The following is a 20,126-nucleotide window of genomic DNA, read 5'->3' as shown; positions in this document are numbered from 1 at the left end:
TAATGCCGGACAACGTAGATTTTATTCAGGAACAACAGGCTGAATTACTGGAGCGCCAGATTAACGCGGCAAGGGTAAAACATTGCGGTGCTTCTGCGCTGGTTTGCGAAGAGTGTGACGCGCCAATACCTGCTGCCCGTCGTGCGGCTTATCCGTCAGCCACGCGTTGTGTTTCCTGTCAGTCAGTCTTTGAAGCAAAAAACAAACATTACCGGAGAACGGCATGAGTATTCGTATTGAAATTGGCGAACGTTATGTCGTTACCAGTGACAGCTTTCAGTTTATTCTCCACGAGAAAAAGAGAGCGGAAAGCGGTAAAAACGCCGGTCAGGAATGGCTGGCGGTGGTTGGTTATTACCCGAAATTAAGCCAGCTCGTTTCCGGCCTGATGCATCACGATATTCTGACCGGAAGCGCAAAGTCTTTTGCTGATTTAAACGCGCAGGTTGAGCAACTCAGCAAGCGTTGTTCAGAGGCTTTTGGCTCATATGGCCGTTAAAGCCTCCGGGCGTTTTGTCCCTCCGTCAGCATTTGCCGCAGGCACCGGTAAGACGTTTACCGGTGCTTATGCATGGAACGCGCCACGCGAGGCCGTCGGGCGCGAAAGACCCCTTACACGTGACGAGATGCGTCAGGTGCAAGGTGTTTTATCCACGATTAACCGCCTGCCTTACTTTTTGCGCTCGCTGTTTACTTCACGCTATGACTACATCCGGCGCAATAAAAGCCCGGTGCACGGGTTTTATTTCCTCACATCCACTTTTCAGCGTCGTTTATGGCCGCGCATTGAGCGTGTGAATCAGCGCCATGAAATGAACACCGACGCGTCGTTGCTGTTTCTGGCAGAGCGTGACCATTATGCGCGTCTGCCGGGGATGAATGATAAGGAGCTGAAAAAGTTTGCCGCCCGTATCTCATCGCAGCTTTTCATGATGTATGAGGAACTCTGCGATGCCTGGGTGGATGCGCATGGCGAAAAAGAATCGCTGTTTACGGATGAGGCGCAGGCTCACCTCTATGGTCATGTTGCTGGCGCTGCACGTGCTTTCAATATTTCCCCGCTCTACTGGAAAAAATACCGTAAAGGACAGATGACCACGAGGCAGGCATATTCTGCCATTGCCCGCCTGTTTAACGATGAGTGGTGGATTAGTCAGCTTAAAGGCCAGCGTATGCGCTGGCATGAGGCGTTACTGATTGCTGTCGGGGAGGTCAATAAAGACCGTTCACCTTATGCCAGTAAACATGCCATTCGTGATGTGCGTGCACGCCGCCAGGCAAATCTGGAATTTCTTAAATCGTGTGACCTTGAAAACAGGGAAACCGGCGAACGCATCGACCTTATCAGTAAGGTGATGGGCAGTATTTCTAATCCTGAAATTCGCCGGATGGAGCTGATGAACACCATTGCCGGTATTGAGCGTTACGCCGCCGCAGAGGGTGATGTGGGGATGTTTATCACGCTTACCGCGCCGTCAAAGTATCACCCGACACGTCAGGTCGGAAAAGGCGAAAGTAAAACCGTCCAGCTAAATCACGGCTGGAACGATGAGGCATTTAATCCAAAGGATGCGCAGCGTTATCTCTGCCATATCTGGAGCCTGATGCGCACGGCATTCAAGGATAATGATTTACAGGTCTACGGTTTGCGTGTCGTCGAGCCACACCACGACGGAACGCCGCACTGGCATATGATGCTTTTTTGTAATCCACGCCAGCGTAACCAGATTATCGAAATCATGCGTCGCTATGCGCTCAAAGAGGATGGCGACGAAAGAGGAGCCGCGCGAAACCGTTTTCAGGCAAAACATCTTAACCGGGGCGGTGCTGCGGGGTATATCGCAAAATACATCTCAAAAAACATCGATGGCTATGCACTGGATGGTCAGCTCGATAATGATACCGGCAGGCCGCTGAAAGATACTGCTGCGGCTGTTACCGCATGGGCGTCAACGTGGCGAATTCCGCAATTTAAAACGGTTGGCCTGCCGACAATGGGGGCTTACCGTGAACTACGCAAATTGCCTCGCGGCGTCAGTATTGCTGATGAGTTTGACGAACGCGTCGAGGCTGCTCGCGCTGCCGCAGACAGTGGTGATTTTGCGTTGTATATCAGCGCGCAGGGTGGGGCAAATGTCCCGCGCGATTGTCAGACTGTCAGGGTTGCCCGTAGCCCGTCGGATGACGTTAACGAGTACGAGGAAGAAGTCGAGAGAGTGGTCGGCATTTACGCGCCGCATCTCGGCGCGCGTCATATTCATATCACCAGAACGACGGACTGGCGCATTGTGCCGAAAGTTCCGGTCGTTGAGCCTTTGACTTTAAAAAGCGGCATCGCCGCGCCTCGGAGTCCTGTCAATAACTGTGGAAAGCTCACCGGTAGTGATACTTCGTTACCGGCTCCCACACCTTCTGAGCACGCCGCAGCAGTGCTTAATCTGGTTGATGACGGTGTTATTGAATGGAATGAACCGGAGGTCGTGAGGGCGCTCAGGGGCGCATTAAAATACGACCTGAGAACGCCAAACCGTCAGCAAAGAAACGGAAGCCCGTTAAAACCGCATGAAATTGCACCATCTGCCAGACTGACCAGGTCTGAACGATTGCAAATCACCCGTATCCGCGTTGACCTTGCTCAGAACGGTATCATGCCGCAGCGATGGGAGCTTGAGGCGCTGGCGCGTGGAGCGACCGTAAATTATGACGGGAAAAAATTCACGTATCCGGTCGCTGATGGTTGGGGGGGATTCATAGGGCGCTTTGATTTTTTCTGTGTTTGACATAGAATAGCCCCGTTACCGCTTGGGACATCTACTTTGCATTACTCTTGGTATTAGCTTTGTACAAAGGGTATAAAGGCTGCTATTGGCAACAATAGTGCTGGCATGGAGATTGCCTCATGTTAAAGCTAGTGAATGTACGCCAGTACAACCGCTACCGCTTTGGGCGTTGGGAGACGGTGCGTAAGCACCGTCGTTCTTACCCAAAACGATAATATGCGGCCTAAGCGGTAACGTTCTCCTCTTCTAGTTCGTCCATCATTTTTAAATAATGCATTTCGTCACCAGTAGCTGAAAATATTGTTCTCAATTGTTTTAGGTATTTATCTGGGTCTATGTCGCCCATATCAGTAATATTTACCGCATCAGAGTGAGAACCTCTGTTAATGTATCTGTAGAATGCTTTGAAATCACTGTTGCTATCGTCGCGTGCCAACTTTGTTAATTCATCTTGTAGAGCATCTGTTCTATGAACAAATGCAAAATAATATTCTAGTATGTTTCTCATAATATTCGGTATTATGATTTTGTTTGCTTTGCCATCTTTTGCATCTTTTAATATTTGCCACAAAGATTGATATTCATTCTGTATGCTGTTTTTTTGTATTTCAGTAATTATACTAAAATCATTTTTCGTTACTCTACCTAGATAATAGTTTTTCTTAAATAGTTTGTCTTCTCTGCTTTTAGGAGATAGCTTAATAAGTTCATGAAAGAAATAAAGATTGTGAGTAAGGATTAATACCTTCTTTGTTAATTCATTTTTTATAATGTGGTGATGAATAATTGATGCGATGTCGTAGACATAGTTTTGCGATAGACTAGATATTGGATCGTCAATAACAATAAAAATATCCCTGCTATCGGTATCATTTTTATCGGTTTTACCTTTACAGCACTCTAAAAAATAAAGAAACGTTATTAGTGTTTTTTCACCTTCGCTAAGAGATCTATAAACATTTTGGTTTTTTGTATGCCCTGGTCGAGATATAATGTACATATCTTTTCTTTCTGCATGTTTTTCAATACAAAAACCAGAGATCCCTAGATTTTTTAAATGGGTGTTTATTGAGTCTATCGTAGAATCAATGTTAGATATTTTATCTCGCAATGCTTTTATTGTGAGATTATTTTCTTTTCCTTGTTGCTCAATATTATTTAATTCATCATGAACTTTCTTTTTGATATCAAAGAATTTTTCTTTGTGTTTGGATAAATTCTCTAAATCATCGCTGCAAAAAGCATGGAGAGCCCCCCAAACTTGTTTTCCGATTTTATTCTCATACTCTTTGAGTTTTTTAACCTTATCATTTATGTCTCTTATTTTCTTGTTAACAGCGCCTATGCTTTCCTGAACATGATTTTCTAGTTCTTTATCAATTTCTAATGTAACGCATGTTGATGGATTGTTGATCTTATCAATAATGTTTATTAAATTTTTTTCTGCAATGTTTTGCAATATTTTAATATTGGAAATAATGTTCTCTTTATCTTTCTCATTGATTAGTGCACATGATGATATATTGTTTTGTATTTCGTTAAAATGATATATGGTATTTTTCTCATAAACTGACTTTATATCTGAGAGATGTTTTACTTTCTTTGAATAACTTTCGTCAAATATTGATTTAAGGGCATTTAAAAATTCGTGACTAATAGTTTTTTCCTGACAAAACGGACATGTAGAACCGTCTAAATAATGTTCTTTACCTTTTTTTACCCAGTCAAGATTATGAAGTTTATTAATGGTTTCTGATAAATAGCTATTGCTTGTATCTATTATAGGTGTTGCTAATGTATTTACATCATCAATTGATGGGATATATGGATGTAAAGGAGTTATTAATGCGGTTTCATTGTTTCTATTTTCTAATAGTATAGAGTATTCTTTTGCTATATCATTTAAATTAATAAAGGTGATTGGTGAGGATGATTTTATCATCTCAAAAAAAGGTCTTTTATAGCCAACTTTACCTTTCATTAAGGTTTTTAGTACAGAGTTTCTGATTGGTTCTGTTTTTTCCAGATCGATTCGATGTATTCATTTTCTTTTTTTTCCATTTCTGCTTCTAATTTCAATAACACTCCTTTTTTTTGTCTATATTGCTCTGTGAGTTGCTGTTTAATTGCTTCTTTTTCAATTAATTGTTTTTCAATATCTGCATTTTCTTTACTTAATGTAAAAACACCTTTTTGTTCCTGTGCATTATAGAAGTTATCTTCAATAAATTTAGTGTTGTAAACAAGAGGTTTGTAATTGTCAAGAAGGGTACATTCACACTCGTTATAATCTGTGTGTGTAGAGTCGTAGAAATAATTTGAAATGGTAGATTTGCCACAACCATTTTGGCCGTATAGTATGTTTACTCTTTTTTCAAGATTCAGTATTGTGAAGGCGTCTTTCTTATAACTGGTAACATTTTTTAATCTAAGTTCCATTTTTATGCCTCATACGATAAAGCTTTTATTGTATGTAAAAAAGCAGCTTAATATAGCCACTTAGTGGTAAAGATCTACCTTAAGACTTTGATATGTTCAAGAGGCATATAACGTAAGTGTTCGTTGAGCCAAATGTGTTTACGCTATGACGAGTTGGTCGTTTTTTGACAATCCTGTAGGAGCTATAGATAGGCGTATATTAAGTGCGTGTTTTTGCATGTGTCAGATACTATTCTTTTTGTCAGTTTCGGTCAGTGCTGATGTGATTTCAGTTTCATCATGCAACTGCATTAAAACCGCCCCATGAAGCGGGCGGGCGAGGCGGGGAAAGCACTGCGCGCTGGCGGTGGTGCTGATTTTATTTTTTCAGCGTCTCAGCGCGTCGTGACGGCGCTTAGTCTGCCCGTTGAGGCGCTGGTGTGTCTGCGGGGTGTTTTGTGCGGTGGTGAGCGTGTGAGGGCGTGATGACGGGGTGTAAAAAAGCCGCCCGCAGGCGGCGATGTTCAGCCGTTGTCAGTGTCCAGTGAGTAGTTTTTAAAGCGGATGACCTCCTGACCGAGCCAGCCGTTTATTTCCCGAATCCTGTCCTGTAGCGGGATAAGTTCATTGCGGACAAAGACCTTTGCCACTTTCTCAATATCACCCAGAGACCCGACGTTTTCCGGCTTGCCGCCCATCAACTGAAAGGGGATGCGGTGCGCATCCAGCAGGTCAACGGCGCTGGCTTTTTTGATATTAAAAAAATCGTCCTTCGTCGCCACTTCACTGAGCGGGATAATTTTAATGCCGTCGGCTTTCCCCTGTGGGGCATAGAGAAACAGGTTTTTAAAGTTATTGCGGCCTTTCGACTTCACCATGTTTTCGCGAAGCATTTCGATATCGTTGCGGTCCTGCACGGCATCGGTGACGTACATGATGTATCCGGCATGCGCGCCGTTTTCGTAATACTTGCGGCGGAACAGCGTGGCCGACTCATTCAGCCAGGCAGAGTTAAGGGCGCTGAGATATTCCGGCAGGCCGTACAGCTCCTGATTAATATCCGGCTCCAGCAGGTGAAACACGGAACCGGGCGCGAAAGGTGTCGGCTCGTTGAAGGACGGCACCCACCAGTAAACATCCTCCTCCACGCCACGGCGGGTATATTTTGCCGGTGAGGTTTCCAGTCTGATGATCTTACCGGTGGTGCTGTAACGCTTTTCCAGAAACGCATTACCGAACACCAGAAAATCCAGCACAAAGCGGCTGAAATCCTGTTGCGAAAGCCACGGATGCGGGATAAATGTCGAGGCCAGAATATTGCGTTTAACGTAAATCGGTGAGCTGTGATGCACGGCAGCACGCAGGCTTTTCGCCAGACCGGTAAAGCTGACCGGCGGCTCATACCATCTGCCGTTACTGATGCACTCGACGTAATCCAGAATGTCACGGCGGTCGAGTACCGGCACCGGCTCACCAAAGGTGAATGCCTCCATTTTCGGGGCGCTGGCGGTCATTTTTTTTGCCGCAGGTTGCGGTGTTTTCCCTTTTTTCTTGCTCATCAGTAAAACTCCAGAATGGTGGATGTCAGCGGGGTGCTGATACCGGCGGTGAGTGGCTCATTTAACAGGGCGTGCATGGTCGCCCAGGCGAGGTCGGCGTGGCTGGCTTCCTCGCTGCGGCTGGCCTCATAAGTGGCGCTGCGTCCGCTGCTGGTCATGGTCTTGCGGATAGCCATAAACGAGCTGGTGATGTCGGTGGCGCTGACGTCATATTCCAGACAGCCACGGCGGATGACGTCTTTTGCCTTGAGCACCATTGCGGTTTTCATTTCCGGCGTGTAGCGGATATCGCGCGCGGCGGGATAGAACGAGCGCACGAGCTGGAACACGCCGACACCGAGGCAGGTGGCATCAATACCGATGTATTCGACGTTGTATTTTTCGGTGAGTTTGCGGATGGATTCCGCCTGAGTGGCAAAGTCCATGCCTTTCCACTGGTGACGCTCAAGTATTCTGAATTTGCCACCGGCCACCACCGGCGGTGCCAGTACCACGCATCCGGCGCTGTCGCCACGGTGTGACGGGTCGTAACCAATCCAGACCGGGCGGGAGCCGAACGGATTGGCGGCAAACGGCGCATAGTCTTCCCATTCTTCCAGCGTGTCGACCATGCAGCGTTGCAGCTCCTCGAACGGGAACACCGACGCCTTGTCGTCAACAAATTCACACATGAACAGGTTTTTAAAATCGTCGGCGCTGTTTTCGCGTTTGAGCTGTTCAATGTCGAACAGCGTGCAGCCACCTTTCAGGGCGTCCTCAATGGTGACAATCTGCCGCCACTGGCCGTCCGCACAGAGAAGCCCACCGGCAAGGGCGTTATGACTGACGTCGATTTCCACGCGTTCGGCGGCGCTGGCGCGTCCCCGGTTGAACAGTTCACCTGACCAGAACGGGTAGGCGTCGTGCGCCAGCGTGGACGGGGTGGAGAAATAGGTCGAGCGCAGGTGACTCTGTGAGGCCATACCTGATGCCACCTTACGCAGTACCTGAAAATTCGGGATCCAGAAAATCTCGTCGACGTACAGGTCGCCGTTATGGCTCTGTGCGGTGTTGGAGTTGGTGCCGAGAAAAATCAGTTTTGCGCCGTTATTGCCCAGGACAATCGGGTCACCGGTCAGGTCAACGTCAACCAGCCGGGCAAAGGCGATGATGTATTCGCGGAACACATACGCCTGCGTTTTACTGGCCGACAGAAAAATCTGGTTATGGCCGGTTTTCAGGGCGCGCAGCAGCGCCTCGCGGGAAAAATAAAACGTCGCGCCAATCTGGCGGGATTTCAGGATATCGCGGATGCGGTGCTCAAGCCCGGCGCGATACCAGTGCAACTGATAGTCGAAAGACTGCTCAAAGAAAATCTGCTCCAGCTTTTCGATGGCCTCGTCACTGAAAAAATTTTTTTTCGGTTTGCGCCGCCCGCCTTTGTTGCGGTTAGCGACGTTCGGATTAAGGTCTGCCTCGTTGCCGGTCTGGCTGTAACGATTTACCCGTGCCAGTCGTTCAATCTGGCGTCCCAGCAGGTCAATTTCCTTGAAGTCACCGCCGGTTTTCTGCGGTTTGATGATGAGCTGGGTCAGCCGCGCTTCCAGGCTCATTTCGACACGGCTGATGGGGGCAACGTTGGCCCAGCCGTCGCGCTGTTTCCAGCTCTGCACTGTCGGGCGTTTCATCTGCAACATGGCGGCAATCTGCGGCACGGAAAATCCCTGCCAGTACAGCAGCGCCGCCTGACGACGCGGGTCGTGTAAAAGAGTGGTGTCTGTGGTGATGGTCATGAATACCTCGCCGTGATGAATACACGGCAAGGCTACTGAGTCGCGCCCTGCGATTCGCTAAGGTGCTGTTGTGTCAGTGATAAGCCATCCGGGACTGATGGCGGAGGATGCGCATCGTCGGGAAACTGATGCCGACATGTGACTCCTCTAATCACTATTCAGGACTCCTGACAATGGCAAAAAAAGTCTCAAAATTCTTTCGTATCGGCGTTGAGGGTGACACCTGTGACGGGCGTGTCATCAGTGCGCAGGATATTCAGGAAATGGCTGAAACCTTTGACCCGCGTGTCTACGGTTGCCGCATTAACCTGGAACATCTGCGCGGCATCCTGCCTGACGGTATTTTTAAACGTTATGGCGATGTGGCCGAACTTAAGGCCGAAAAGATTGACGATGATTCGGCGCTGAAAGGCAAATGGGCGCTGTTTGCGAAAATCACCCCGACCGATGACCTTATCGCGATGAACAAGGCCGCGCAGAAGGTCTACACCTCAATGGAAATTCAGCCGAACTTTGCCAACACCGGCAAATGTTATCTGGTGGGTCTGGCCGTCACCGATGACCCGGCAAGCCTCGGCACGGAATACCTGGAATTCTGCCGCACGGCAAAACACAACCCCCTGAACCGCTTCAAATTAAGCCCTGAAAACCTGATTTCAGTGGCAACGCCTGTTGAGCTGGAATTTGAAGACCTGCCTGAAACAGTGTTCACCGTCCTGACCGAAAAGGTGAAGTCCATTTTTGGCCGCAAACAGGCCAGCGATGATGCCCGTCTGAATGACGTGCATGAAGCGGTGACCGCTGTTGCTGAACATGTGCAGGAAAAACTGAGCGCCACTGAGCAGCGCCTCGCTGAGATGGAAACCGCCTTTTCCGCACTTAAGCAGGAGGTGACTGACAGGGCGGATGAAACCAGCCAGGCATTCACCCGCCTGAAAAACAGTCTCGACCACACCGAAAGTCTGACCCAGCAGCGCCGCAGCAAGGCCACCGGTGGTGGCGGTGACGCCCTGATGACGAACTGCTGACCGGCGTCAGTCAGTCCGGGAAAACCTTCACGATTAACCCTTAATTTCAGGAAAAACTATGCGCCAGGAAACCCGCTTTAAATTTAATGCCTACCTGTCCCGTGTTGCCGAGCTGAACGGCATCGACGCCGGTGATGTGTCGAAAAAATTCACCGTTGAACCGTCGGTCACCCAGACCCTGATGAACACCATGCAGGAGTCCTCTGACTTTCTGACCCGCATCAACATTGTGCCGGTCAGCGAAATGAAAGGGGAAAAAATTGGTATCGGTGTCACCGGCTCCATCGCCAGCACCACCGACACCGCCGGTGGCACCGAGCGTCAGCCGAAGGACTTCTCGAAGCTGGCGTCTAACAAGTACGAATGCGACCAGATTAACTTCGATTTTTATATCCGCTACAAAACGCTGGACCTGTGGGCGCGTTATCAGGATTTCCAGCTCCGTATCCGTAACGCCATTATCAAACGCCAGTCCCTTGATTTCATCATGGCCGGTTTTAACGGCGTGAAGCGTGCAGAAACCTCTGACCGCAACAGTAATCCGATGTTGCAGGATGTGGCGGTCGGCTGGCTGCAGAAATACCGCAATGAAGCCCCGGCGCGTGTGATGAGCAAGGTCACTGACGAGGAAGGTCACACGACCTCTGAGGTCATCCGCGTGGGTAAGGGCGGTGATTATGCCAGCCTTGATGCACTGGTGATGGATGCGACCAACAACCTGATTGAACCGTGGTATCAGGAAGACCCTGACCTTGTGGTGATTGTGGGGCGTCAGCTACTGGCGGACAAGTATTTCCCCATCGTTAACAAGGAGCAGGACAACAGCGAAATGCTGGCCGCTGACGTCATCATCAGCCAGAAACGCATCGGTAACCTGCCGGCGGTACGCGTCCCGTACTTCCCGGCGGATGCGATGCTCATCACGAAGCTGGAAAACCTGTCCATCTACTACATGGATGACAGCCATCGCCGCGTGATTGTGGAAAACCCGAAACTCGACCGCGTGGAGAACTACGAGTCAATGAACATTGATTACGTGGTGGAAGACTACGCCGCCGGTTGTCTGGTGGAAAAAATTAAGGTCGGTGATTTCTCCACACCGGCTAAGGCGACCGCAGAGCCGGGAGCGTAACCGATGACGAGTCCCGCACAGCGCCACATGATGCGGGTCTCGGCAGCGATGACCGCGCAGCGGGAAGCCGCCCCGCTGCGACATGCAACTGTCTATGAGCAGATGCTGGTCAAGCTGGCCGCAGACCAGCGCACACTGAAAGCGATTTATTCAAAAGAGCTGAAGGCCGCGAAAAAGCGCGAACTGCTGCCGTTCTGGTTGCCGTGGGTGAACGGCGTGCTGGAGCAGGGCAAAGGCGCACAGGATGACATTCTGATGACGGTCATGCTGTGGCGTCTGGATACCGGCGATATTGCCGGTGCGCTGGAGATTGCCCGTTATGCCCTGAAATACGGTCTGACCATGCCGGGTAAACACCGCCGCACCCCGCCGTATATGTTCACCGAGGAGGTGGCGCTTGCGGCCATGCGCGCCCACGCGGCCGGTGAGTCTGTGGATACCCGCCTGCTGACGGAGACCCTTGAACTGACTGCCGCTGCTGACATGCCTGATGAAGTGCGCGCAAAGCTGCACAAAATCACCGGTCTGTTTCTGCGTGACGGTGGTGATGCCGCCGGTGCGCTGGCTCACCTGCAACGTGCGACACAGCTCGACTGTCAGGCAGGCGTCAAAAAAGAGATTGAGCGACTGGAGCGGGAGCTGAAACCTAAGCCGGAGCCGCAACCCAAAGCGGCCACCCGTGCCCCGCGTAAGACCCGGAGCGTGACACCGGCAAAACGTGGACGCCCGAAAAAGAAAGCCAGTTAACAACCGAATGCGCCCCGCGCCAGGGCGGCACGCCGGTCAGTGAGGGTGAATCACCTGACACTGCACCGGCGTCCACCGCCCGACTTTTCAGAGGTAGTCATGATGACGCTGATTATTCCGCGAAAGGAGGCTCCCGTGTCCGGTGAGGGTACGGTGGTCATCCCGCAACCGGCAGGCGACGAGCCGGTGATTAAAAACACGTTCTTTTTTCCCGATATCGACCCGAAGCGCGTCCGGGAACGTATGCGTCTTGAGCAGACCGTCGCCCCCGCCCGTCTGCGTGAGGCCATCAAGTCAGGCATGGCGGAAACAAATGCGGAGCTGTACGAGTACCGCGAACAGAAAATTGCCGCCGGTTTTACGCGTCTGGCGGACGTTCCGGCGGACGATATCGACGGTGAAAGTATCAAAGTTTTTTACTACGAGCGCGCCGTGTGTGCGATGGCGACCGCGTCGCTTTATGAGCGTTATCGCGGCGTGGATGCCAGTGCGAAAGGCGACAAGAAGGCCGACAGCATTGACAGCACCATTGATGAGCTGTGGCGGGATATGCGCTGGGCAGTGGCGCGCATTCAGGACAAGCCACGCTGCATCGTGAGTCAAATCTGATGAAGACCTTTGCGCTACAGGGCGACACGCTCGACGCCATCTGTGTCCGGTATTACGGGCGCACTGAGGGCGTGGTCGAGGCCGTGCTCGCCGCAAATCCGGGACTGGCTGAACTGGGCGCGGTGCTGCCACACGGCACCGCCGTCGAACTGCCCGACGTTCAGACCGCGCCCGTGGCTGAAACTGTCAATCTGTGGGAGTAACGCATGACAGCAGAAGAAAAAAGCGTCCTGTCGCTTTTCATGATTGGGGTGCTGATTGTTGTCGGCAAGGTGCTTGCCGGTGGTGAACCCATCACCCCGCGTCTGTTTATCGGGCGCATGTTGCTCGGTGGTTTTGTCTCGATGGTTGCCGGTGTTGTTCTGGTGCAGTTTCCTGACCTGTCACTGCCTGCGGTGTGCGGCATCGGCTCCATGCTGGGTATCGCCGGTTATCAGGTGATTGAGATTGCCATTCAGCGCCGTTTTAAGGGCAGGGGGAAACCGTAATGCCGGTAATTAACACGCATCAGAATATCGCCGCCTTTCTCGACATGCTGGCCGTGTCCGAAGGGACGGCGAATCATCCGCTGACGAAAAACCGGGGCTATGACGTGATAGTCACCGGACTGGACGGGAAGCCGGAAATTTTCACCGACTACAGTGACCACCCGTTCGCACATGGCCGACCGGCGAAAGTGTTTAACCGTCGCGGTGAAAAATCCACGGCCTCCGGTCGCTATCAGCAGCTTTACCTGTTCTGGCCGCACTACCGCAAACAGCTTGCCCTGCCGGATTTCAGTCCGTTGTCACAGGACAGACTTGCCATTCAGTTGATCCGTGAACGCGGTGCACTGGATGACATCCGGGCGGGACGCATTGAGCGCGCCATTTCACGCTGTCGCAATATCTGGGCGTCCCTGCCGGGAGCCGGTTACGGTCAGCGTGAGCATTCACTGGAAAAACTGGTCACCGTCTGGCGTACCGCTGGCGGCGTACCGGCTTAAACGGAGTAAACACCATGAAGAAATTATCCCTTTCACTGATGCTGAACGTGTCGCTGGCGCTGATGCTGGCACTGTCCCTGATTTACCCGCAGAGCGTGGCCGTCAGTTTTGTCGCCGCCTGGGCGATTCTGGCGACGGTTATCTGTGTGGTTGCCGGTGGTGTCGGCGTGTATGCCACAGAGTATGTACTGGAACGCTACGGGCGGGAGCTGCCGCCGGAATCGCTGGCCGTGAAGATTGTCACGTCGCTGTTTTTGCAGCCGGTGCCGTGGCGCAGACGGGCGGCGGCTCTGGTAGTGATGGTGGCGACGTTTATCTCGCTGGTCGCTGCCGGGTGGATTTTTACCGCGCTGATTTACCTCGTGGCGTCGCTGTTCTTCCGGCTGATACGTACGGCCTGCCGTCAGCGTCTTGAGGGGCGGGAACCATGTCAAAGCTGATGATTGTGCTGGTTGTGTTGTTATCACTGGCGGTGGTAGGTCTGTTTCTGGCGAAGCATGAAAACGCCAGCCTGCGCACCTCACTGGACAGGGCGAGCAACGTCGCCAGCGGGCAGCAGACGACCATCACCATGCTGAAAAATCAGCTTCATGTTGCGCTCACCAGAGCAGACAAAAACGAGCTGGCGCAGGTGGCACTGCGTCAGGAACTGGAGAACGCCGCGAAGCGTGAAGCTCAGCGCGAGAAAACCATCACGAGATTACTCAATGAAAACGAAGATTTCCGCCGCTGGTACGGTGCTGGTCTGCCTGATGCTGTGCGCCGGTTGCACCAGCGCACAGCCTGCGCAGACGCCAGTGATTGTCCACAACGCCTGCCCGAAAGTGAGCCTTTGCCCGATGCCGGGCAGTGACCCGCAGACGAACGGCGATTTAAGTGCCGATATCCGGCAGCTTGAGAACGCGCTGGCACGCTGTGCCAGCCAGGTAAAAATGATTAAACACTGTCAGGACGAAAACGATGCTCAAACCCGACAGCCTGCGCAGGGCGCTGACTGATGCCGTCACGGTGCTGAAAACCAGTCCCGAGATGCTGCGGATATTCGTGGATAACGGGAGTATTGCCTCCACACTGGCGACGTCGTTGTCATTCGAAAAGCGTTACACGCTCAATGTCATTGTGACCGACTTTACCGGTGATTTTGACCTGCTCATTGTGCCGGTGCTGGCGTGGCTGCGGGAAAATCAGCCCGACATCATGACCACTGACGAAGGTCAGAAAAAGGGCTTCACGTTTTATGCAGACATCAACAATGACAGCAGCTTTGATATCAGCATCAGCCTGATGCTGACCGAGCGCACGCTGGTCAGTGAGGTGGACGGCGCGCTGCATGTGAAGAATATCCCGGAACCTCTGCCGCCGGAGCCGGTCACCCGCCCGATGGAGCTGTATATCAATGGCGAACTGGTGAGCAAGTGGGATGAATGAGTTTAAGCGTTTTGAAGACCGGCTGACCGGACTGACTGAATCGCTGTCACCGTCAGGGCGTCGGCGACTGAGTGCCGAACTGGCGAAACGTCTGCGGCAGAGTCAGCAGCGTCGGGTGATGGCTCAGAAAGCCCCGGACGGCACACCCTACGCGCCACGTCAGCAGCAGAGCGCCAGAAAAAAGACCGGTCGCGTTAAGCGAAAAATGTTTGCGAAACTTATCACCAGTCGTTTTTTGCATATCCGCGCCAGCCCGGAACAGGCATCAATGGAATTTTACGGCGGGAAGTCACCGAAAATCGCCAGCGTGCATCAGTTTGGTCTGTCGGAAGAAACCCGGAAAGACGGTAAGAAAATTGATTATCCGGCGCGTCCTCTGCTCGGCTTTACCGGTGAGGATGTGCAGATGATTGAAGAGATTATCCTGGCTCACCTCGACCGTTAGTTGTGCCATTCCCGACACCTCATCGTTACATTGCCGCCGGTATGACCCGGCGGCATCCTTCCCGTTATGAACACTCTCGCAAATATCCAGGAACTCGCGCGCGCACTGCGCAACATGATCCGCACCGGCCTTGTCGTCGAAACCAACCTTAAAGCCGGTCGCTGCCGTGTGCAGACCGGCGGCATGTGCACCGACTGGCTTCAGTGGCTGACCTGTCGTGCCGGGCGTTCGCGCACATGGTGGGCACCTTCCGTGGGGGAGCAGGTGCTGATTCTGGCCGTGGGCGGTGAACTTGACACGGCGTTTGTTCTGCCGGGGATTTATTCCGGCGATAACCCCGCGCCGTCTGCGTCGGCGGATGCCCTGCATATCCGTTTCCCTGACGGGGCGGTGATTGAGTATGAACCCGAAACCAGTGCACTCACGGTAAGCGGAATTAAAACGGCCAGCGTGACGGCTTCTGATTCTGTTACTGCCACGGTGCCGGTGGTCATGGTGAAAGCATCAACCCGCGTCACCCTGGACACACCGGAGGTGGTCTGCACAAACAGGCTGATCACCGGCACGCTGGAAGTGCAGAAGGGCGGGACGATGCGCGGCAACATTGAACACACCGGCGGTGAACTCTCATCAAACGGTAAGGTACTGCATACCCATAAACACCCCGGCGACAGCGGCGGCACAACCGGGAGTCCTCTATGACAGCGCGTTATCTCGGAATGAATCGCAGTGATGGCCAGACTGTCACTGACCTTGAGCATATCAGCCAGAGTATCGGCGATATCCTGCGCACACCGGTCGGCTCACGGGTGATGCGTCGTGATTACGGCTCGTTGCTGGCGTCAATGATTGACCAGCCGCAGACCCCGGCACTTGAGTTGCAGATTAAGGTCGCCTGTTACATGGCGGTGCTGAAATGGGAACCCCGCGTCACCCTGTCATCCGTCACCACTGAGCGCAGTTTTGACGGGCGAATGACGGTCACGTTAACCGGTCAGCACAACGACACCGGCCAGCCACTTTCGTTAACCATCCCTGTGAGTTGAAACCATGCCGATTATCGACCTGAACCAGCTACCCGCACCGGATGTGGTCGAGGAGCTGGACTTTGAAACCATTCTTGCCGAACGCAAGGCGACACTGATTTCCCTTTACCCGGAAGACCAGCAGGAGGCGGTCGCCCGTACCCTGACGCTGGAATCCGAGCCTCTCGTCAAACTGCTGGAGGAAAATGCTTATCGTGAACTTATCTGGCGTCAGCGTGTGAATGAGGCCGCACGGGCGGTGATGCTGGCCTGTGCTGCCGGTAATGACCTTGATGTGATTGGTGCCAATTACAACACCACGCGCCTGATTATCACCCCGGCAGATGATTCGACTATCCCGCCGACACCGGCAGTGATGGAGTCTGACACCGATTACCGGCTGCGTATTCAGCAGGCGTTTGAAGGCTTAAGCGTCGCCGGGTCGGTGGGTGCCTATCAGTATCATGGCCGCAGTGCCGACGGGCGTGTCGCGGATATCTCTGTCACCAGTCCGTCTCCGGCCTGCGTCACCATCTCTGTGCTGTCACGTGAGAATAACGGTGTGGCATCCGAAGACCTGCTGGCGGTGGTACGTAACGCCCTTAATGGCGAGGATGTCAGGCCGGTGGCCGACCGCGTGACCGTGCAGTCTGCCGCCATCGTTGAATACCAGATAAACGCCACGCTTTACCTTTACCCTGGTCCCGAAAGCGAACCCATCCGCGCGGCCGCAGTAAAAAAACTGGAAGCGTATATCACGGCACAGCACCGGCTGGGGCGCGACATCCGTCTGTCTGCCATTTATGCCGCTTTGCATGTGGAAGGCGTGCAGCGTGTCGAACTGACTGCACCGCTGGCCGACATCGTGCTCAACAGTACGCAGGCGTCTTTCTGTACCGAATACCGCGTCGTGACCGGAGGCTCTGATGAGTGATTCGCGCCTGCTGCCGACCGGCTCATCACCGCTTGAAGTTGCCGCCGCAAAAGCCTGTGCGGAAATTGAAAAAACGCCGGTCAGTATTCGTGAGCTGTGGAACCCGGACACCTGTCCGGCAAATCTGCTGCCGTGGCTGGCGTGGGCGTTTTCGGTCGACAGGTGGGATGAAAAGTGGCCGGAAGCGACAAAACGCGCCGTTATCCGCGATGCCTATTTCATCCACTGTCATAAAGGCACTATAGGCGCAATCCGGCGTGTGGTGGAGCCGCTCGGCTATCTCATTAACGTAAAGGAATGGTGGGAGACAAACGACCCGCCCGGAACCTTTCGCCTTGATATCGGTGTGCTGGAAAGCGGCATCACGGAGGAGATGTATCTGGAAATGGAACGGCTTATTGCCGATGCCAAACCCGCAAGTCGCCACCTTATCGGTCTGAACATTATCCAGGACATTCCCGGCTGTCTGTATACAGGCGGTGTGGTCTGTGATGGTGATGTTATTACTGTTTATCCCGGATAAGTGAGAAACAATGAGCACGAAATTTAAAACCGTTATCACTACTGCCGGAGCCGCAAAGCTGGCAGCCGCCACTGTCCCCGGCGGGAAAAAAGTAACCCTGTCTGCAATGGCCGTGGGTGACGGTAATGGCAAATTGCCGGTGCCGGATGCCGGTCAGACGAAACTGGTGCATGAGGTCTGGCGTCACGCTCTGAATAAAGTCAGCGTGGATAACAAGAATAAAAACTATATCGTGGCTGAACTGGTTGTACCGCCCGAAGTGGGCGGCTTCTGGATGCGTGAGCTTGGTCTGTATGACGATGCCGGAACACTGATTGCGGTATCCAACATGGCTGAAAGCTATAAGCCAGAACTGGCTGAAGGCTCCGGGCGTGCGCAGACCTGCCGCATGGTTATTATTGTCAGTAACGTGGCGTCCGTTGAGCTGAGTATTGATGCCAGCACAGTGATGGCGACGCAGGATTACGTCGATGACAAAATCGCAGAGCATGAGCAGTCCCGCCGCCATCCTGACGCCACGCTGACAGAAAAAGGTTTTACTCAGTTAAGCAGTGCAACAAACAGCACCAGTGAGTCATTGGCAGCAACGCCAAAAGCGGTCAAGGCAGCAAATGACAACGCAAATTCACGTCTGGCGAAAAATCAGAATGGTGCAGATATCCAGGATAAATCAGCTTTTCTGGACAATGTTGGCGTTACCAGCCTGACGTTTATGAAAAACAATGGCGAAATGCCGGTTGATGCTGATCTGAATACGTTTGGTTCTGTTAAGGCTTATTCAGGTATCTGGTCTAAAGCAACGTCCACCAACGCAACACTGGAGAAAAACTTCCCTGAAGATAATGCTGTCGGTGTGCTTGAGGTTTTTACTGGCGGCAATTTTGCAGGCACGCAACGCTATACCACACGTGACGGAAATTTGTATATCCGCAAACTCATTGGAACATGGAATGGTAATGATGGACCATGGGGAGCATGGCGCCATGTTCAGGCTGTAACGCGAGCTCTAAGTTCGACCATTGACCTTAACTCTCTCGGTGGCGCAGAACATTTAGGTCTATGGAGAAACAGCAGTTCAGCAATAGCTTCTTTTGAACGACATTACCCCGAGCAGGGAGGAGACGCGCAGGGCATTCTGGAAATTTTCGAAGGTGGGCTATATGGACGCACACAGCGTTATACAACCCGTAACGGGACTATGTATATTCGCGGCCTGACAGCCAAATGGGATGCAGAAAATCCACAGTGGGAAGACTGGATCCAAATTGGTTATCAGACCAGTAGTACCTTCTATGAGGATGACCTGGATGATTTGATGTCTCCAGGTATTTACAGTGTGACAGGCAAAGCGACCCACACCCCAATCCAGGGGCAGTCTGGTTTTCTGGAAGTCATCAGGCGCAAGGATGGTGTCTATGTTTTGCAACGTTACACGACCACAGGAACCAGCGCAGCTACAAAAGACCGTTTATATGAGCGAGTGTTTCTTGGTGGCTCATTTAACGCGTGGGGGGAGTGGCGACAGATTTATAACTCAAACTCTTTGCCGTTAGAGTTGGGTATCGGTGGCGCAGTGGCAAAACTCACCAGCCTGGACTGGCAGACATACGATTTTGTGCCGGGCAGTCTGATAACCGTTCGGCTGGATAACATGACCAATATTCCCGACGGTATGGACTGGGGCGTCATTGATGGCAACCTGATAAACATCTCAGTCGGTCCGAGTGATGATTCTGGTTCGGGACGCTCAATGCATGTATGGCGCAGCACTGTAAGTAAAGCCAACTACCGCTTTTTTATGGTGCGTATTTCAGGAAATCCGGGAAGCCGCACGATCACGACAAGACGTGTGCCAATTATCGACGAAGCCCAGACATGGGGCGCGAAACAGACATTCAGTGCTGGCCTTTCTGGTGAACTGTCCGGCAATGCGGCGACAGCAACAAAGCTGAAAACAGCCCGTAAAATTAATAACGTTTCGTTTGATGGAACATCAGATATTAACCTGACGCCGAAAAATATTGGTGCATTTGCTTCAGGAAAAACAGGAGACACCGTTGCGAATGATAAAGCCGTTGGATGGAACTGGAGTAGCGGAGCCTATAACGCAACTATTGGTGGGGCATCAACGTTAATTCTTCATTTTAATATCGGGGAAGGAAGTTGTCCCGCCGCCCAGTTTCGCGTTAATTATAAGAACGGTGGTATTTTTTATCGTTCTGCTCGTGACGGTTACGGATTCGAGGCTGACTGGTCTGAGTTTTATACCACAACGCGAAAACCTACAGCGGGAGATGTCGGTGCACTGCCGTTATCTGGTGGTCAATTGAATGGTGCTCTGGGTATAGGAACATCCAGTGCTCTTGGCGGTAATTCGATTGTTTTGGGTGATAATGACACGGGCTTTAAACAAAATGGTGATGGTAATCTGGATGTTTATGCTAATAGCGTCCATGTTATGCGCTTTGTCTCCGGAAGCGTTCAAAGTAATAAAACCATAAATATTACGGGGCGTGTTAATCCCTCGGATTACGGTAACTTTGATTCCCGCTATGTGAGAGATGTCAGACTTGGCACACGTGTTGTCCAGACCATGCAGAAAGGGGTGATGTATGAGAAAGCAGGGCACGTAATTACCGGGCTTGGTATTGTCGGTGAAGTCGATGGTGATGACCCCGCAGTATTCAGACCAATACAAAAATACATCAATGGCACATGGTATAACGTCGCACAGGTGTAAT

The 20,126-nt window shown here is 51.8% G+C and carries 24 protein-coding genes; 20 read left to right on the top strand and 4 right to left on the bottom strand.

Translation table 11 applies throughout. The features are described 5' to 3' along the window. The first annotated feature begins 2 nt into the window (after positions 1–2). Genes BEB42_RS13970 through BEB42_RS13960 form a run of 3 tightly spaced genes read left to right on the top strand, consistent with a single transcriptional unit; the run spans position 3 to position 2,780 of the window. Positions 3–227, top strand: coding sequence for a TraR/DksA C4-type zinc finger protein (locus tag BEB42_RS13970; RefSeq protein WP_001113264.1), 225 nt, complete (start codon positions 3–5; stop codon positions 225–227). Next, on the top strand, positions 224–499 hold the full coding sequence (locus BEB42_RS13965; RefSeq protein WP_000027664.1) for a DUF5405 family protein: 276 nt from the start codon (positions 224–226) through the stop codon (positions 497–499). The genes BEB42_RS13970 and BEB42_RS13965 overlap by 4 nt, the downstream gene beginning before the upstream one ends. Next, positions 489–2,780, top strand: a complete 2,292-nt coding sequence (locus tag BEB42_RS13960; protein ID WP_105267422.1) for a replication endonuclease — start codon at positions 489–491, stop codon at positions 2,778–2,780. The genes BEB42_RS13965 and BEB42_RS13960 overlap by 11 nt, the downstream gene beginning before the upstream one ends. A 223-nt stretch (positions 2,781–3,003) precedes the next feature. Here the strand turns inward: BEB42_RS13960 and BEB42_RS13955 are convergent, their stop codons facing one another. The 4 genes from BEB42_RS13955 to BEB42_RS13945 form a co-directional block, all read right to left on the bottom strand. Beyond that, on the bottom strand, positions 3,004–4,761 hold the full coding sequence (locus tag BEB42_RS13955; RefSeq protein ID WP_272897076.1) for an AAA family ATPase: 1,758 nt from the start codon (positions 4,759–4,761) through the stop codon (positions 3,004–3,006). A gap of 8 nt (positions 4,762–4,769) precedes the next feature. Next, entirely contained in the window at positions 4,770–5,219 is a 450-nt protein-coding gene (locus tag BEB42_RS27025) for an AAA family ATPase (RefSeq protein WP_272897075.1), read from the bottom strand. 503 nt (positions 5,220–5,722) lie between these two features. After that, positions 5,723–6,757, bottom strand: coding sequence for a phage portal protein (locus tag BEB42_RS13950; RefSeq protein ID WP_000038157.1), 1,035 nt, complete (start codon positions 6,755–6,757; stop codon positions 5,723–5,725). After that, positions 6,757–8,529 (bottom strand): terminase ATPase subunit family protein, encoded by a 1,773-nt coding sequence (locus BEB42_RS13945; protein ID WP_105267421.1) that lies wholly within the window; start codon positions 8,527–8,529, stop codon positions 6,757–6,759. Before BEB42_RS13945 ends, BEB42_RS13950 begins: the two co-directional genes overlap by 1 nt. A 173-nt stretch (positions 8,530–8,702) precedes the next feature. Here BEB42_RS13945 and BEB42_RS13940 point away from each other — a divergent pair, with 173 nt between their 5' ends. The 17 genes from BEB42_RS13940 (at position 8,703) to BEB42_RS13860 (ending at position 20,125) form a co-directional block, all read left to right on the top strand. Continuing rightward, positions 8,703–9,557, top strand: a complete 855-nt coding sequence (locus tag BEB42_RS13940; protein WP_001085959.1) for a GPO family capsid scaffolding protein — start codon at positions 8,703–8,705, stop codon at positions 9,555–9,557. 58 nt (positions 9,558–9,615) lie between these two features. Continuing rightward, on the top strand, positions 9,616–10,689 hold the full coding sequence (locus BEB42_RS13935) for a phage major capsid protein, P2 family (protein WP_001248549.1): 1,074 nt from the start codon (positions 9,616–9,618) through the stop codon (positions 10,687–10,689). A 3-nt stretch (positions 10,690–10,692) separates the two neighbouring features. Beyond that, positions 10,693–11,436 (top strand): phage terminase small subunit, encoded by a 744-nt coding sequence (locus BEB42_RS13930; RefSeq protein ID WP_000203454.1) that lies wholly within the window; start codon positions 10,693–10,695, stop codon positions 11,434–11,436. A 99-nt stretch (positions 11,437–11,535) separates the two neighbouring features. Then, positions 11,536–12,045 (top strand): head completion/stabilization protein, encoded by a 510-nt coding sequence (locus tag BEB42_RS13925; RefSeq protein WP_000988633.1) that lies wholly within the window; start codon positions 11,536–11,538, stop codon positions 12,043–12,045. Beyond that, entirely contained in the window at positions 12,045–12,248 is a 204-nt protein-coding gene (locus BEB42_RS13920; protein ID WP_000846399.1) for a tail protein X, read from the top strand. Before BEB42_RS13925 ends, BEB42_RS13920 begins: the two co-directional genes overlap by 1 nt. Before the next feature lie 3 nt (positions 12,249–12,251). Beyond that, positions 12,252–12,533 carry a phage holin family protein gene (locus tag BEB42_RS13915; protein ID WP_000123123.1) on the top strand — a complete coding sequence of 94 codons (282 nt, stop codon included), beginning with the start codon at positions 12,252–12,254 and terminating at the stop codon, positions 12,531–12,533. Then, positions 12,533–13,030: a glycoside hydrolase family 24 protein gene (locus tag BEB42_RS13910; RefSeq protein ID WP_001144101.1), complete on the top strand. Its 498-nt coding sequence runs from the start codon at positions 12,533–12,535 to the stop codon at positions 13,028–13,030. The genes BEB42_RS13915 and BEB42_RS13910 overlap by 1 nt, the downstream gene beginning before the upstream one ends. Before the next feature lie 14 nt (positions 13,031–13,044). Further along, on the top strand, positions 13,045–13,470 hold the full coding sequence (locus tag BEB42_RS13905) for a DNZ54_00345 family protein (protein ID WP_097725538.1): 426 nt from the start codon (positions 13,045–13,047) through the stop codon (positions 13,468–13,470). Beyond that, the gene (gene lysB / locus BEB42_RS13900; protein WP_105267420.1) at positions 13,458–13,883 is read left to right on the top strand and encodes an Rz-like lysis system protein LysB; all 426 of its coding nucleotides are present in this window, start codon (positions 13,458–13,460) and stop codon (positions 13,881–13,883) included. The genes BEB42_RS13905 and lysB overlap by 13 nt, the downstream gene beginning before the upstream one ends. Then, the gene (lysC, locus tag BEB42_RS26695; protein WP_232379196.1) at positions 13,783–14,028 is read left to right on the top strand and encodes an Rz1-like lysis system protein LysC; all 246 of its coding nucleotides are present in this window, start codon (positions 13,783–13,785) and stop codon (positions 14,026–14,028) included. The genes lysB and lysC overlap by 101 nt, the downstream gene beginning before the upstream one ends. Next, complete coding sequence (locus BEB42_RS13890) at positions 13,991–14,458, top strand: phage tail protein (protein WP_021540615.1); 468 nt, start codon at positions 13,991–13,993, stop codon at positions 14,456–14,458. The genes lysC and BEB42_RS13890 overlap by 38 nt, the downstream gene beginning before the upstream one ends. Continuing rightward, positions 14,451–14,903: a phage virion morphogenesis protein gene (locus tag BEB42_RS13885; protein ID WP_001001807.1), complete on the top strand. Its 453-nt coding sequence runs from the start codon at positions 14,451–14,453 to the stop codon at positions 14,901–14,903. Before BEB42_RS13890 ends, BEB42_RS13885 begins: the two co-directional genes overlap by 8 nt. A gap of 66 nt (positions 14,904–14,969) precedes the next feature. Next, positions 14,970–15,605, top strand: coding sequence for a phage baseplate assembly protein V (locus BEB42_RS13880; protein WP_001093748.1), 636 nt, complete (start codon positions 14,970–14,972; stop codon positions 15,603–15,605). Further along, positions 15,602–15,949 (top strand): GPW/gp25 family protein, encoded by a 348-nt coding sequence (locus tag BEB42_RS13875; RefSeq protein ID WP_033552407.1) that lies wholly within the window; start codon positions 15,602–15,604, stop codon positions 15,947–15,949. Before BEB42_RS13880 ends, BEB42_RS13875 begins: the two co-directional genes overlap by 4 nt. Positions 15,950–15,953: 4 nt before the next feature. After that, complete coding sequence (locus BEB42_RS13870) at positions 15,954–16,862, top strand: baseplate assembly protein (RefSeq protein WP_001121478.1); 909 nt, start codon at positions 15,954–15,956, stop codon at positions 16,860–16,862. Then, positions 16,855–17,385, top strand: a complete 531-nt coding sequence (locus tag BEB42_RS13865) for a phage tail protein I (protein ID WP_001285322.1) — start codon at positions 16,855–16,857, stop codon at positions 17,383–17,385. Before BEB42_RS13870 ends, BEB42_RS13865 begins: the two co-directional genes overlap by 8 nt. A 10-nt stretch (positions 17,386–17,395) precedes the next feature. Further along, positions 17,396–20,125, top strand: a complete 2,730-nt coding sequence (locus BEB42_RS13860; protein ID WP_105267419.1) for a phage tail-collar fiber domain-containing protein — start codon at positions 17,396–17,398, stop codon at positions 20,123–20,125. Position 20,126: the final 1 nt, after the last annotated feature.

This window comes from Escherichia sp. MOD1-EC5990 (genome assembly GCF_002965285.1).
Taxonomy (GTDB): domain Bacteria; phylum Pseudomonadota; class Gammaproteobacteria; order Enterobacterales; family Enterobacteriaceae; genus Escherichia; species Escherichia coli_F.
The sequence above is the reverse complement of the archived record's forward strand: the minus strand, read 5'-3'. Positions and strand labels throughout refer to the sequence as shown.

What these genes read in the sequence shown, in the direction of transcription:
- BEB42_RS13925 (WP_000988633.1), top strand. Translation starts at nt 11,536, where the DNA reads ATGATGACGCTGATTATTCCGCGAAAGGAGGCTCCCGTGTCCGGTGAG.
- BEB42_RS13870 (WP_001121478.1), top strand. Translation starts at nt 15,954, where the DNA reads ATGCCGATTATCGACCTGAACCAGCTACCCGCACCGGATGTGGTCGAG.
- BEB42_RS13965 (WP_000027664.1), top strand. Translation starts at nt 224, where the DNA reads ATGAGTATTCGTATTGAAATTGGCGAACGTTATGTCGTTACCAGTGAC.
- BEB42_RS13930 (WP_000203454.1), top strand. Translation starts at nt 10,693, where the DNA reads ATGACGAGTCCCGCACAGCGCCACATGATGCGGGTCTCGGCAGCGATG.
- BEB42_RS13970 (WP_001113264.1), top strand. Translation starts at nt 3, where the DNA reads ATGCCGGACAACGTAGATTTTATTCAGGAACAACAGGCTGAATTACTG.
- BEB42_RS13860 (WP_105267419.1), top strand. Translation starts at nt 17,396, where the DNA reads ATGAGCACGAAATTTAAAACCGTTATCACTACTGCCGGAGCCGCAAAG.
- BEB42_RS13935 (WP_001248549.1), top strand. Translation starts at nt 9,616, where the DNA reads ATGCGCCAGGAAACCCGCTTTAAATTTAATGCCTACCTGTCCCGTGTT.
- BEB42_RS13890 (WP_021540615.1), top strand. Translation starts at nt 13,991, where the DNA reads ATGCTCAAACCCGACAGCCTGCGCAGGGCGCTGACTGATGCCGTCACG.
- lysC (WP_232379196.1), top strand. Translation starts at nt 13,783, where the DNA reads ATGCTGTGCGCCGGTTGCACCAGCGCACAGCCTGCGCAGACGCCAGTG.
- BEB42_RS27025 (WP_272897075.1), bottom strand. Translation starts at nt 5,219, where the DNA reads ATGGAACTTAGATTAAAAAATGTTACCAGTTATAAGAAAGACGCCTTC.
- BEB42_RS13905 (WP_097725538.1), top strand. Translation starts at nt 13,045, where the DNA reads ATGAAGAAATTATCCCTTTCACTGATGCTGAACGTGTCGCTGGCGCTG.
- BEB42_RS13920 (WP_000846399.1), top strand. Translation starts at nt 12,045, where the DNA reads ATGAAGACCTTTGCGCTACAGGGCGACACGCTCGACGCCATCTGTGTC.
- BEB42_RS13960 (WP_105267422.1), top strand. Translation starts at nt 489, where the DNA reads ATGGCCGTTAAAGCCTCCGGGCGTTTTGTCCCTCCGTCAGCATTTGCC.
- BEB42_RS13875 (WP_033552407.1), top strand. Translation starts at nt 15,602, where the DNA reads ATGACAGCGCGTTATCTCGGAATGAATCGCAGTGATGGCCAGACTGTC.
- BEB42_RS13950 (WP_000038157.1), bottom strand. Translation starts at nt 6,757, where the DNA reads ATGAGCAAGAAAAAAGGGAAAACACCGCAACCTGCGGCAAAAAAAATG.
- BEB42_RS13865 (WP_001285322.1), top strand. Translation starts at nt 16,855, where the DNA reads ATGAGTGATTCGCGCCTGCTGCCGACCGGCTCATCACCGCTTGAAGTT.
- BEB42_RS13940 (WP_001085959.1), top strand. Translation starts at nt 8,703, where the DNA reads ATGGCAAAAAAAGTCTCAAAATTCTTTCGTATCGGCGTTGAGGGTGAC.
- lysB (WP_105267420.1), top strand. Translation starts at nt 13,458, where the DNA reads ATGTCAAAGCTGATGATTGTGCTGGTTGTGTTGTTATCACTGGCGGTG.
- BEB42_RS13955 (WP_272897076.1), bottom strand. Translation starts at nt 4,761, where the DNA reads ATGAAAGGTAAAGTTGGCTATAAAAGACCTTTTTTTGAGATGATAAAA.
- BEB42_RS13885 (WP_001001807.1), top strand. Translation starts at nt 14,451, where the DNA reads ATGAATGAGTTTAAGCGTTTTGAAGACCGGCTGACCGGACTGACTGAA.
- BEB42_RS13945 (WP_105267421.1), bottom strand. Translation starts at nt 8,529, where the DNA reads ATGACCATCACCACAGACACCACTCTTTTACACGACCCGCGTCGTCAG.
- BEB42_RS13915 (WP_000123123.1), top strand. Translation starts at nt 12,252, where the DNA reads ATGACAGCAGAAGAAAAAAGCGTCCTGTCGCTTTTCATGATTGGGGTG.
- BEB42_RS13910 (WP_001144101.1), top strand. Translation starts at nt 12,533, where the DNA reads ATGCCGGTAATTAACACGCATCAGAATATCGCCGCCTTTCTCGACATG.
- BEB42_RS13880 (WP_001093748.1), top strand. Translation starts at nt 14,970, where the DNA reads ATGAACACTCTCGCAAATATCCAGGAACTCGCGCGCGCACTGCGCAAC.